Source organism: Chryseobacterium sp. G0201, assembly GCF_003815655.1.
GTDB lineage: Bacteria > Bacteroidota > Bacteroidia > Flavobacteriales > Weeksellaceae > Chryseobacterium.
This window is the reverse complement of record NZ_CP033917.1, coordinates 874,692-889,432: the sequence shown is the minus strand read 5'-3', so window position 1 is coordinate 889,432 and position 14,741 is coordinate 874,692. Positions and strand designations below refer to the sequence as shown.

General features: G+C 36.7%; 5 protein-coding genes. All 5 read left to right on the top strand.

The genetic code is table 11. The features are described from left to right. The first annotated feature begins 83 nt into the window (after nt 1–83). The 5 genes from EG348_RS03895 (at nt 84) to EG348_RS03875 (ending at nt 14,741) form a co-directional block, all read left to right on the top strand. Nucleotides 84–2,717, top strand: a complete 2,634-nt coding sequence (locus tag EG348_RS03895) for a T9SS type A sorting domain-containing protein (protein ID WP_123980853.1) — start codon at nt 84–86, stop codon at nt 2,715–2,717. Nucleotides 2,718–3,182: 465 nt separating this feature from the next. Continuing rightward, nucleotides 3,183–7,004, top strand: a complete 3,822-nt coding sequence (gene rpoB, locus EG348_RS03890) for a DNA-directed RNA polymerase subunit beta (protein ID WP_123980851.1) — start codon at nt 3,183–3,185, stop codon at nt 7,002–7,004. 82 nt (nt 7,005–7,086) lie between these two features. Beyond that, on the top strand, nt 7,087–11,352 hold the full coding sequence (gene rpoC / locus EG348_RS03885; protein WP_123980849.1) for a DNA-directed RNA polymerase subunit beta': 4,266 nt from the start codon (nt 7,087–7,089) through the stop codon (nt 11,350–11,352). An 87-nt stretch (nt 11,353–11,439) separates the two neighbouring features. Further along, complete coding sequence (locus EG348_RS03880; protein WP_054511586.1) at nt 11,440–11,748, top strand: DUF3467 domain-containing protein; 309 nt, start codon at nt 11,440–11,442, stop codon at nt 11,746–11,748. 143 nt (nt 11,749–11,891) lie between these two features. Further along, entirely contained in the window at nt 11,892–14,741 is a 2,850-nt protein-coding gene (locus EG348_RS03875; protein WP_123980847.1) for a T9SS type A sorting domain-containing protein, read from the top strand.

The following is a 14,741-nucleotide window of genomic DNA, read 5'->3' as shown; positions in this document are numbered from 1 at the left end:
AAATAGATATTATTCAAAATAATCGTATCAAAACTCCTTATAATAACGATTAGTATAAAATTTAACACAAAAAACTAAAAAAAATGAAGAAAATTATCTCATTTATGGCAATATTGCTGTTTGTATGCAATGCATTTGCCCAAAACTACAAACCCATCCGCGGAATGGGGATCAGAGCTTATCTTGCACAAAACGGACAGTGCGTTGCGGCATCTAATCCAACCAATATTTATTCTGTAATAGATTCAGATACGGATAATGGTGCAAGTTTAGGTACTTTATTAAATAACACATCTAGTAACGGTATTTCCATTATTAATAACAATGTTACGTATCCGGCAGGATTGGTTACGGGTTTTAATGTAGATATGGCAAACAGTGCTATTACTTCTACAGTATTGAATGCTCTTAGCATTGCAACTTACAAAAATGGTATTCTTCAGGAAACATCTGCGTCAGGTTCTCTGTTGTCGGTTCCTGCATATGGCGGAAGAAAAGCCAGATCATTCTTACATTTTAAAACAACTAAAGCTTTTAATGAAGTAAGATTATTAAGATCGGGAAGCAGTACTTCTTGCAACGCATTGAATGTATATTACGCATTTACATGTGACTCAAATAATATTAAACTGGAAAACAATGGTGTTTGCGATGATATTATTGGTGGCGGATCTTTTGTAGATTCTGATACCAATATCTCATGCAGCAGCAATATGACCTCTCCTTTATCTGTTATAACGGATAGAGACAATATCAGCGACGGAAGTAAAAGTTCTTTTGGAACAATTACTTTGCCTTCTGGTTTTATGGGGAATTTCAGTATTGGAGTTTTTGATAAAAGTCAATATTATCCTGCAGGAAATAAAGCTGGATTTGTAATTGCTCCGGCAAATTCAAATTCAGTTTTGACGGAAAGAATGCTTAATAATCTTGTGATAGAAACGTATATGTTTGGTCAGTTACAGGATTCTCAATCTTATAATGACGGTGTTGGAGAAATGACTGTTTCTTCATTAAGTCTTAGTGGAAATAAACAAAAGCTTTCAATCACTACAACAAAGCCTTTCAATGAAGTAAGATTAAAGATTTCTCAAAATTCAGGTTGCTCTTCTATGGGAGCTTTAAAAGTGTATTATGCTTTTGAAGAACCTCAAAGTTGTGACTGTACTCAATATCTTCAGTGTAACAGAACGGCTCCGTACAAAGGAAGTTTGCTTTGCGGAAACCTTCCAAATGGTGGATTATATTGTGGAAAACGTGAGCCCTGGACAGGAACTTGGAGTACTTCAACTTCTTATTTAGGAGTTTACAATCCTGAAAATATAGTAGATTCTAATGCTTCAAATTATGCTACTTTTTCAGTTCCTTCCTATAAAAATAATATCACAGGAAATTTTGCGGTAGAATCTGTTGGAACTACTTATCCGGCAGGAACATTTGCGGGTTTTACGATTGCTAAAAATATTTCTACAGAATGGAGTTCTCTTGGAGTAATTTCTGTTCAGTTGTACAACGGAAATACTTTGGTTGAACAAAAAACTACAGTAAATAATGATTTAAAATTAATTACTGTTTCAGGAGGAAAAACGATTGTAGGATTTAAATCTACAAAAGCATTCAACAGGATTAGACTTTCAATTAAACATACAGCAAAAATTTGTTACTGTGTTAATTACTATGTATATAATGTATTTGTAGAATTGGATTCTGACGGAGACGGTGTTTCTGATTGTAAAGATATCTGCCCGGGTGGAGATGATAATATTGATACGGATGGAGACGGTATTCCTGATGCTTGTGATACAAAAAGCTGTGTTGCAGACAATGATAAAAGCGCTACAATAGATGCAGACGGCGACGGTATTCAGGATGCTTGTGACGGAGATTCTGATAACGACGGTATTCCTGATGCTTTGGAAGATCTTAATGCTAACGGAAGATTCGAAGATGATGATGTAGACGGAGATGTTATCGTGATTCCTGTATTGGGAGACGGTGTTTCAGGTTATTTGGATCTTGATTCTGATAATGATGGAATTTTAGACTTATTCGAATCAGGTGTTCCGACTTCTGTAATTGATCAGATTGATGTTGATCACAATGGAGTAATTGATGCAGGTGTTGTGGTTGGAACTAATGGTATTGCCGACGTCTTGGAAACTTCATCGGATTCTGGAGTGATGAAATATCCTTTAATGAATACAGATGGAGACGATAAACCTGATTTTGTTGATTTAAAATCTAACGGAATTGAATATGATCTTTATGCCATCAGCAAAAGTGTTTTTGATGACCTTGGAGCAGGATTTATTTCAAGAATCAGCGATGCTGATACAGACGGTATTCAGGCAGTTGTAGATACGGATCTTGTAAGAAGAGGAGCGCCAAATTCTCCACTTTCACCTTACGCTGTATTGGCTAAGACTGCAAAAATGGGTATGGAAGCGAAAAAAGCTGCGGTTGCGACTAGCGAAGTTGCTGCGGTTGCAAATGATATCAAAATATATCCTAATCCTGTAAAAGCAGGTGAGAATCTTAACGTAAAATCTTCTGAAGAAGGAGTTTTCACCATATTCTCAGCTCAGGGACAATTAGTAAGAACCGGTAATTTCAATGGCAATGCAGAGATTTCTACCTCTTCATTAACTTCAGGAATGTACATGATCAAAATAGAGACTAAATCTACAGTAAAATCTTATAAAGTTATTGTAAAATAATTTCTTAAGATAGTTTTAGTAATAAGGTGAGGTCGTCCAATTTGGGCGGCCTTTTTTATTTGTATATTTTTTTTAACTGCTTTAAAATGAAAGAGTTTTATTTGTGATTATAAATAAGTTTTTGTATCTTTGCCAACTCTTTTGGCGCTAATAATTGTTTGTAAATCTATAATATATTAAATATCAACTCTTTCGTAAGTATGAAAGGGATTTTATGTTTATAGATATTGCGGTGATTTCTGCCTCAAAAAGTAAAATTTAAAAATATTTTGCATTACGCTGTGAAAAGATATACCAGCGTTGCAGTTAGAAATAGAGTATAAGAATAAAGAATTAAGAACAAAGACCACTTCTGATAGCGCCAAACATCAAATGTCTTTTATCTTGCCTCTTTTATCTGACAGTCTTTTTCTGATATTTTTTGTATAAATCAAAATATTTTTTAACCCTTTCTTTAAAAGTTTTATGAGTAAAACAACATCAACAACTAGGGGGAATCAGAGAATTAATTTCTCTTCAGCGAAAGGAAAAATTATTACTCCAGACTTCTTGGATATCCAATTAGAGTCGTTTAAAGAGTTTTTCCAGCTTGATACGCTTCCTGAAGACAGAAAAAAAGAAGGTCTGCACAAGACTTTCCAAGAAAATTTCCCGATTACCGATTCTAGAAACCAATTCGTTTTGGAATTCTTAGATTATTTGGTAGATTCTCCACGTTATTCTATCAATGAGTGTGTAGAAAGAGGATTGACGTATTCAGTCCCTCTTAAAGCAAGACTTAAATTGTATTGTACAGACCCTGAGCACGAAGATTTCCAAACTGTGGTTCAGGATGTATATTTAGGCCCGGTTCCTTACATGACGGATAGTGGTTCTTTCATCATCAATGGTGCTGAAAGGGTTATTGTTACGCAGCTTCACCGTTCACCTGGTGTATTCTTCGGGCAGACTTATCACGCAAACGGAACTAAGCTTTACTATTCAAGAATTATCCCTTTCAAAGGATCTTGGATGGAATTTACTACGGATATCAACAGCGTAATGTATGCGTATATTGACCGTAAGAAAAAATTACCATTAACTACTTTATTAAGAGCTATCGGATTCGAATCTGATAAAGACATTCTTCAGATCTTCGACCTTGCGGAAGAAGTGAAGGTTTCTAAAGCTGCCCTTAAAAAAGTTGAAGGAAGAACATTGGCTGCGAGAGTATTGAACACTTGGTTCGAGGATTTCGTAGACGAAGATACAGGAGAGGTTGTTTCTATCGAAAGAAACGAAATTATCCTAGACAGAGAAACTATTCTTGAAAAAGAACATTTAGATCTTATTCTTGATGCAGGTGTGAAATCTATCTTGATTCACAAAGAAAATGCAAATGAATTCTCTATCATCCAGAATACATTACAAAAAGACCCTACGAACTCTGAAAAAGAAGCAGTAGAGTATATTTACCGTCAGTTAAGAAATGCAGATCCACCCGATGAGGAAACTGCAAGAGGAATTATTGAAAAATTATTCTTCTCTGAGCAAAGATATTCACTTGGTGAAGTAGGACGTTACAGACTAAACAAAAAGTTAGGTCTTAATATCCCAACTACAACTGAGGTTCTTACAAAAGAAGATATCATTGCGATTGTAAGACACTTGATTGAATTAGTAAACTCTAAAGCTGAGGTTGATGATATTGACCACCTTTCAAACAGAAGAATTAAAACTGTTGGAGAGCAATTAGCAGGACAGTTCGGTGTAGGTCTTTCAAGAATTGCTAGAACTATTAAGGAAAGAATGAACGTTAGAGATAACGAGATATTTACTCCGCTAGATCTAGTAAATGCTAAAACATTAACATCAGTTATTAACTCATTCTTTGGTACCAACCAGCTTTCTCAGTTCATGGACCAAACCAATCCACTTTCAGAAATCACGCACAAGCGTAGACTTTCTGCACTAGGGCCTGGTGGTTTATCAAGAGAAAGAGCAGGTTTCGAGGTGCGTGACGTTCACCATACTCACTACGGAAGAATTTGTCCTATTGAAACTCCGGAAGGACCAAACATTGGTTTGATCTCTTCTTTGGGTATCTATGCGAAAATTAATAACTTAGGTTTCATCGAAACTCCATATAGAAAAGTAGAAAACAGTACAGTAGATCTTAATGCTGATCCTATTTATCTAAATGCAGAAGACGAAGAAGATAAAGTAATTGCTCAGGCAAACGTTGAGTTGAATGATCAGGGAGAATTCCAAACTGATAGAATTATTGCAAGACTAGATGGTGATTATCCTGTAGTTGAGCCTTCTCAGGTTAACCTTATCGACGTTGCACCAAACCAGATTTCTGGTATTTCAGCTTCATTGATTCCTTTCTTGGAACATGATGATGCGAACCGTGCGTTGATGGGATCAAACATGATGCGTCAGGCAGTTCCATTATTGAAGCCACAGGCACCGATCGTAGGTACTGGTCTTGAGCAGCAAGTTGCTAAAGATTCAAGAATCTTGATCAATGCTGAAGGTAACGGTATTGTTGAATATGTAGATGCTGATAAGATTACTATTAAATATGAAAGAAGCGATGACGAAGATCTAGTATCATTCGAATCTGCTACGAAAACATATAACTTGACTAAGTTTAGAAAAACTAACCAGAGTACAACGATTACACTAAGACCAAACGTAAGAATTGGTGAAACAGTGCAAAAAGGACAGGTACTTTGCGACGGTTATGCTACTGAAAAAGGAGAATTAGCTCTTGGTAGAAACTTAGTAGTTGCGTTCATGCCTTGGAAGGGTTACAACTTTGAGGATGCGATCGTAATTAACGAAAAAGTTGTACGTGAAGACTGGTTTACTTCAATCCACGTGGATGAGTATTCTCTGGAAGTTCGTGATACTAAATTAGGTATGGAAGAATTGACAGCAGATATTCCAAACGTTTCTGAAGAAGCTACAAAAGATCTTGACGAGAACGGTATGATCAGAATTGGTGCTGAGGTGAAACCTGGTGACATTATGATCGGTAAGATTACTCCAAAAGGAGAATCAGACCCAACTCCTGAAGAAAAATTACTAAGAGCAATCTTTGGTGACAAAGCTGGTGATGTTAAGGATGCTTCATTGAAGGCAGACTCTTCATTAAGAGGTGTTGTTATCAACAAAAAATTGTTCTCTAGAAATATTAAAGACAAAAAGAAAAGAACTGAAGAAAAACTTAAACTTGAAGAGATTGAAAACACTTACAAGGCTAAGTTTGATGAGTTGAGAAATACTTTAATTGAAAAATTAAATACACTTGTAAGCGGGAAAACTTCTCAAGGGGTTCAAAATGACCTTGATGAAGAGATCATCGGTAAAGGTGTGAAATTTACTCACAGATTATTAACTTCAGTTGAAGATTACGTAAACGTAAGTGGTGCAGATTGGACGGTAGATAACGATAAGAATGAATTGATCAAACAATTAATTCACAATTATAAAATCAAGTTCAACGATATCCAAGGGGTTAAAAACCGTGAGAAATTCGCAATTTCTATCGGAGATGAGCTTCCGGCAGGTATCATGAAGTTGGCTAAAGTATATATCGCTAAGAAACGTAAGTTGAATGTAGGGGATAAAATGGCAGGACGTCACGGTAACAAAGGTATCGTTTCAAGAATCGTTCGTGAAGAAGATATGCCATTCCTAGAAGACGGAACACCGGTAGATATCGTATTGAATCCACTAGGGGTACCTTCTCGTATGAACATCGGACAGATCTATGAAACAGTTCTTGGATGGGCTGGTCAGAAATTAGGAATGACGTTCGCTACACCAATCTTTGATGGAGCTACATTAGATCAAATTACTGAGTATACAGAAAAAGCAGGCCTTCCTAAATTTGGTAACACTCACCTTTATGATGGTGGTACCGGAGAAAGATTTACACAGCCGGCTACAGTAGGTATTATTTACATGCTGAAACTGGGTCACATGGTAGATGATAAAATGCACGCACGTTCTATCGGACCATACTCATTGATTACTCAACAGCCGTTAGGAGGTAAAGCTCAGTTCGGAGGTCAGAGATTCGGAGAGATGGAGGTTTGGGCTCTTGAAGCATTTGGAGCATCAAACATCTTGAGAGAAATCTTGACTGTGAAGTCGGATGACGTGATTGGTAGAGCAAAAACTTATGAAGCTATCGCGAAAGGGGAAGCAATGCCTGAACCAGGTATTCCGGAATCTTTCAACGTATTACTTCACGAGTTACAAGGACTTGGACTTGATGTAAGACTTGAGGAATAATTTTAAATTTTGATAAATGAATTTTGAATCAGTTCAGAATTTATAACCCAAAATTTATAATCCAAAATCTAAAATCTAAAAAATGTCAAATAAAAATAAATCAAGTAGATTTAATAAAATAACCATCGGTTTAGCTTCTCCGGAATCCATTTTACAGGATTCTAGAGGAGAGGTTCTAAAACCGGAAACTATTAACTACAGAACGCATAAGCCTGAAAGAGACGGTTTGTTCTGTGAAAAAATCTTCGGTCCTGTAAAGGATTACGAATGTGCTTGTGGTAAATACAAGAGAATTCGTTACAAAGGGATCGTTTGTGACCGTTGTGGAGTAGAAGTTACGGAGAAGAAAGTAAGAAGAGAGAGAATCGGACACATCAACTTGGTGGTTCCTATCGCTCACATCTGGTATTTCCGTTCTTTACCGAACAAAATCGGTTACCTTTTAGGGATACCTTCTAAGAAATTAGATATGATCATCTATTACGAGAGATATGTTGTTATTCAGCAGGGTATCGCTAAGAAATTAGATGGTTCTGATTTTGACGATAAAGAATTCCTTACAGAAGAAGAGTACCTTGATATCATGGAAACTCTTCCTGTAGAAAATCAATATCTTGATGATTCTGATCCGAATAAATTCATCGCCAAAATGGGTGCTGAAGCGGTTGAGGAATTATTAAAAAGAATCGATCTTGATGCGTTGTCTTTCGACTTGAGACACAAAGCTCATAACGAAGGTTCTAAGCAAAGAAGAACTGAAGCGCTGAAAAGATTGAACGTTGTAGAAGCATTGAGAGGTGCTAACACTAGAATGATCAACAGACCGGAGTGGATGATCATGCGTGTACTTCCTGTAATTCCACCAGAATTAAGACCATTAGTTCCATTGGATGGAGGACGTTTCGCTACTTCTGACTTAAATGACCTTTATAGAAGAGTAATTATCAGAAATAACCGTTTGAAGAGATTATTGGAGATCAAAGCTCCGGAAGTAATCTTGAGAAACGAGAAGCGTATGCTTCAGGAATCAGTAGATTCATTATTCGATAATACAAGAAAATCTTCTGCAGTAAAATCTGAATCAAACAGACCATTGAAATCACTTTCAGATTCATTGAAAGGTAAGCAAGGTCGTTTCCGTCAGAACTTACTTGGGAAAAGGGTAGATTACTCTGCGCGTTCGGTAATTGTTGTTGGTCCAAACTTACAGCTTCACGAATGTGGTATTCCTAAAGATATGGCTGCGGAACTTTACAAACCGTTTATCATTAGAAAACTAATTGAAAGAGGAATTGTAAAAACAGTAAAATCTGCAAAGAGAATTATTGACAGAAAAGAACCTGTAGTATATGATATCTTAGAAGGTGTAATGAAAGGTCACCCTGTTCTATTGAACAGAGCACCTACTTTGCACAGACTAGGTATCCAGGCTTTCCAACCTAAGATGATCGAAGGTAAGGCAATCCAGCTACACCCGTTAGTAACAACGGCATTCAATGCCGATTTCGATGGTGACCAGATGGCGGTACATTTACCGTTAGGCCCTGAAGCGATCCTTGAAGCTCAGTTATTAATGTTAGGTTCTCAAAATATCTTGAACCCTGCAAACGGTTCTCCAATTACGGTACCTTCTCAGGACATGGTTCTTGGTCTATATTTCATGACTAAAGAATTGAGCTCTACAGAAGATATGAAAGTAAAAGGTGAAGGTCTTGCATTCTATTCTCCTGAAGAAGCGGAAATCGCTTACGCAGAAGGAAAAGTTTCTCTAAACGCTAAGGTTAGATGTAGACTGCCTGTTAAAGAAAACGGTGAGATTTCAACTAAATTAATTGAAACTTCTGTTGGTAGAATTTTATTTAACCAAATCGTTCCAAAACAGTCAGGATATATTAATGAACTTCTTACTAAGAAATCATTAAGAAACGTTATCGGTAGAGTCCTTGATGATACAGATTTCCCTACAACTGTGAAGTTCTTGGATGCAATGAAAGACTTAGGGTATTCAAATGCATTCAAAGGAGGTCTTTCATTCTCATTAGGTGACATCGTAGTTCCTGTTGAGAAGAAAGCAATGGTTGCTACAGCAATTTCTACTGTAGATGAGATTAGAGCCAACTATAACATGGGTCTAATTACAGATACAGAACGTTATAACCAGGTAATTGACGTTTGGACAAACACAAACGCCGGATTAACTGAAATGATCATGAGCAGAATGAAAACCGACCAAGGTGGGTTCAACTCTGTATATATGATGCTTGATTCTGGGGCGAGGGGTTCTAAAGAACAGATCCGTCAGTTATCAGGGATGAGAGGTTTGATGGCGAAACCGCAGAAAGCTGGTTCTACTGGTGCGGAGATCATTGAAAACCCGATCCTTGCAAACTTTAAGGAAGGTCTTTCGATCCTAGAATACTTTATCTCTACTCACGGTGCTCGTAAGGGTCTTGCGGATACCGCACTTAAGACTGCCGATGCGGGTTACTTAACGAGAAGATTGGTAGACGTTGCTCAGGATGTTATCATTACTGAAACAGACTGTGGTACTTTAAGAGGTACTGAAGTTACTGCTTTGAAGAAAAATGATGAGATCGTTGAAAGAATTTCTGAAAGAATCTTAGGTAGAGTTTCTCTACATAATATCTATGACCCTGAAAGTGATGAGCTTATTGCTTCAGCAGATCAGGTGATTAACGAGCCATTAGCTAAGAGAATTGAAGAAGCTGGATTAGAAGCTGTTGAAGTTCGTTCACCATTAACTTGTGAAACTAAGAAAGGTATCTGTGCAAAATGTTACGGAAGAAACTTAGCAACAGGTAAAGTAATCCATATGGGTGAAGCAGTAGGTGTAATTGGTGCACAATCTATTGGGGAACCAGGTACTCAGTTAACATTGAGAACCTTCCACCAAGGGGGTACTGCAGGTAACGTATCAGAAAACCCATCAATCGTAGCTAGAAGAGACGGTATCGTAGAAATGGATGATGTAAGAACAATTACATCTGAAGACGAAAGCGGTAACACTGCTGAGGTAGTAGTTTCTCGTTCTACGGAATTCAGATTGGTTGCTGATAACGAAACTAAAACTCCATTGATGATCGCTAACGTACCTTATGGATCTATATTAGCTGTGAAACCAGGTGATAAAGTGAAAAAAGGTGATACTATCTGTAGATGGGATCCGTATAACGCGGTAATTATTGCAGAAACTGCCGGTAAGGTAGAGTATGAAGATATCATCCAGGGTATTTCATTCCAATTGGAAATTGATGAACAAACAGGATTCGAAGAGAAAGTAATCTCTGAATCTAGAAATAAGAAAGCCGTACCTACGCTGAAGGTGGTAGATTCTAAAGGTGTTGAGCAGAAAGCATACAACTTACCGGTAGGAGCCCACTTAATGGTAAACGATGGTGAAAAAATTAAGGCTGGTAAAGTTTTAATTAAGATCCCAAGAAAATCTGCAAAAGCAGGGGATATCACCGGAGGTCTTCCGAGAGTTACCGAATTATTCGAAGCAAGAAACCCTTCAAACCCTGCGGTTGTTACAGAGATCGATGGTGTAGTTTCTTACGGAAAAATCAAAAGAGGTAACCGTGAACTTATCGTTGAAGCAAAAACTGGAGAAAGAAAAATTTATTTAGTTAAATTATCTAACCAGATCTTGGTTCAGGAGAATGACTTCGTAAGAGCTGGTTCGCCACTTTCTGACGGTTCAATTACTCCAGACGATATCTTAAGAATTAAAGGTCCAACTGCGGTTCAGGAATATCTAGTAAATGAAATTCAGGAAGTTTACCGTCTACAAGGGGTGAAAATTGATGATAAGCACTTCGAAATTATCGTAAGACAGATGATGACGAAAGTATCTATCGTTGATGGAGGTGATACTCAATTCCTTGAAGGAGCTTTAGAGCACAAATTTGATTTCTTGGAAGAAAACAACAGAGTATTCGGTCTTAAAGTAGTAACTGAAGCTGGTGATTCTAAAGAATTCAAGCCAGGTCAGATGATTACTGCAAGAGAATTAAGAGACGAAAACTCTAAATTGAAGCGTGAAGATCAGGCTTTAGTTGAAGTAAGAGAAGCTTTACCTGCTACAGCAACGCCTGTATTGCAAGGTATTACAAGAGCAGCTCTTCAGACTAAGTCATTCATGTCTGCAGCATCATTCCAGGAAACAACTAAGGTTCTTAACGAAGCAGCAGTTGCTGGTAAGGTAGATTACTTAACAGGTCTTAAAGAAAACGTAATTGTAGGACACAGAATTCCTGCAGGTACGGGTCTTAAAGAGTATCAGAATGTTATCGTAGGTTCTAAAAAAGAATTCGAAGATATTAACTAAAAAGTAAAGAAAAGTTTCAGGATTCGAGTTTAAATTTTAAATTAGAGGCCTGAAACTTTTTAAACAAAAAAAATATTTAAAGAAAACATGGACAATCAAAATCAAAATCAAGATCCAAACAACATCAACATCCAACTTAACGAAATGGTAGCTTCAGGGGTATATTGTAACCTTGCTCTAGTAAACCATTCTCCATCTGAGTTTGTTGTAGATTTTATCCAATTAATGCCAGGTGTACAACAAGCGAACGTGCGTTCAAGAGTTATTCTTGCTCCACTTCACGCTAAGAGAGTATTAGCTGCTCTTCAACAGAACATCACAAACTACGAGCAACAATTCGGAGAGATCAAAGAAGTTGAGCCTTTCGTATTAGGTGGAAACAACGTACAAGCGTAAGATTTTTCTTAACATACATAAGAATGCCTCAGTTTTTACTGAGGCATTTTTTTATTGTAAATTCTGACTGAAATTAATTTTTATAATTTTATGATATAAATATAAAATTATCACTAATTTTATTATATTTACAAAAAAACAAAATGAAATCAAAATTATTTTCATTTACAGTGATTTTAGTTTTAGGAGCTCCTTTTATTTCTGCTCAAAATAAAACTAAAGTTGATGTAAAGCAGTTACAGCAATTATATGCTAAATATGAAAAAGGTCTAAAAAAACAGCATAAACTTGATAAGACTGCTGGAATTCCGCCTAATTTATATAATGAGGAAGATTACAAAAGAACAATGGATCCTGTTACAGGGCAAACGAATTTTGAAGGACTTGTAAAAGTAAATAAAGAAATCACGGAAGGAAAGTATGCCCCTACCAAACAGATGTCTTTTATTTCTAGCAATAATTCTTCTACAGCAAAAATAGTTAATGAGCCTTGGATCGAAAGAGGTCCTTACAGTGTAGGAGGAAGAACAAGAGCAATTATGTTTGATCCTAACGATCCTACAGGTAAAAGAGTTTTTGCAGGAGGGGTTTCCGGAGGACTCTGGGTGAATCAGGATCCTTCAATTAGTACGAATGAATGGGCACCGCTAAGTACTTTTTGGGCAAACACTTCAGTAGTATGTATTACTTATGATCCGAATAATCCCCAAATTATATATGTAGGTACAGGAGAATCAGCGACTGCTGATGCAGTAGGTTCAGGAATATGGAAGTCTGCAGACGGAGGTACTACATGGACACAGATTTTTACAATCCCGGTAACATATTCTTCCAGCGGAGTTAGAAACGGTAACTTTTATATTAATGATATTAAGGTAAGAAATAATGGAGGTATTTCTGAGGTTTATGCAGGTGTGAGCGGTTCTTATGTAGGAATATCATTCAATGATGGATGGCAGGGATTAAGTCAGGCAGGATTATATAAATCAACAGACGGAGGAGCCACATTTACAAAGAATACCAATTTATTAGCATTAAATACCACAACAGGAGTTACGAGTACAACAGGATATGCTATTCAGCAGATAGAGATCGGAGCAGATAATGCTGTTTGGGTTTCTACTAAAAGTTCAAGATTTTCAAACATAGATGCAGGAGGCAGAATTTTCAAATCTACAGACGGCAATACTTTTAATTTAGTCTATAACGTTGGAAATGCTGGATCAAGAGTAAACTTTACTCTTTCTAAAACAGATGCTAATAAAGTGTATGCTTTCATGCAAGGCGTAAATAGCACTTCAGAACCGATACGTATTGCAAGGTCTACAGATGGTGGAACTACGTGGCAGGCAACCAATGATGCTTCACCAGTGGTAACATTGCCTACCGCTACAGATACAAGTATTCCTGCGAATGATTTTACAAGAGGGCAATCTTTTTATGATCTTGTAATTGCAGCAGATCCTCAAGATGACAATATACTATATATTGGAGGAATTGATTTGTATAAATCAACCAACGGCGGAACAAGTTGGACACAGATTTCAAAATGGTCAAACAACAATAATATGGCTGCCTTGCAGGTTTCAACTGTACATGCAGATCAGCACGCAATAGTTTTTAATCCTTTTAATAACTATGCTACAAATCAAATGATGTTTGGAAATGACGGAGGAGTTTTTTTTGTAGCAAATAAAAATAATATTGCTACAACTACCGGTTTTTCAGCAAGAAATTCAAGATATAATGTAACACAATTTTATAGCGCAATGCTTAATCCTACAAAAACCCCTGCTAATGAAGAATTATTAGCCGGCGCACAGGATAATGGTTCATGGTGGCTGTATGGTGCCCCGCTGGCTAATAACTTTCTTACCAGCCAGGCTGCTACAGGAGGAGACGGAATGTATACAGAATATGATGATCAAGATAATTATGAAATTGCAAGTTATGTTTATAACAATCATTATTTACTGACAAACAATAGTTATTATCTAATATCAAGCGCTAATAGAAATGCTTATGGACATTTTGTAAATGAAATTGCATTAGATAGAATAAATAATGTATTCTATTCTTACCGTTCAGGATTAACACTTTTCAGAACAAGTGGTCTTTCTGCAACTTCTACAACATTTACAAATACTATAGTTACGGTAGGAACAGCACAAACTGGCGAACAGATTTCTTGGATGAAAGTTTCTCCTTATACAACTGCATCTACTACGTTATTTGTAGGAACTAATTTAGGTAGAATCTTTAAGATAACAAATGCCAACACGACATCTTATGCTTCTACAGCCATAGCAACTCCGGCAGCAGGAACAATTTCTGACATAGAATTTGGAGCGAATGAGAATGAAATTATTGTGACATTATCTAATTATAATCTTACAAGTATATTCTATTCTACCGATGGTGGAACTACATGGCAAAACAAAGAAGGTAATCTTCCTGATATGCCTGTAAGAACAGTATTGAGAAACCCTGATGATGCAAATGAAGTGATTATAGGAACAGAAATGGGAGTTTGGGGAACAACAAATTTTCTTTCGGCCTCACCAAGCTGGTCTTCAATTTCAGGAAATATTGGGAATATAAGAATTACAAATTTAGATTACCGACCTTCTACCAGAACCGTAATGGTTTCTACTTATGGAAGAGGAGCGTGGACAACACAGAATACTGTAGTTACTTTAGCAACCGGAGAAGTAAAATCTAAAAAAGATTTTACCAGAATATATCCAAACCCATCAAAAGGTATTTCACATTTGAGATTTGATAGTTCTAAATATAATACGGTGGATATAAACATATTTGACGGATCAGGAAGATTGGTATATAGCAAGAAAAATGTGAAGTCTGACGAAGAATTTGGTCAAAGATTAACACCTGGAAATTATGTTCTAAAAGCTGAAGCCAAAGGAGAAATAGTATACAGCGGAAACTACCTGGTACTTGGAAAAATAAATAATGATGGTGACGATGATTAA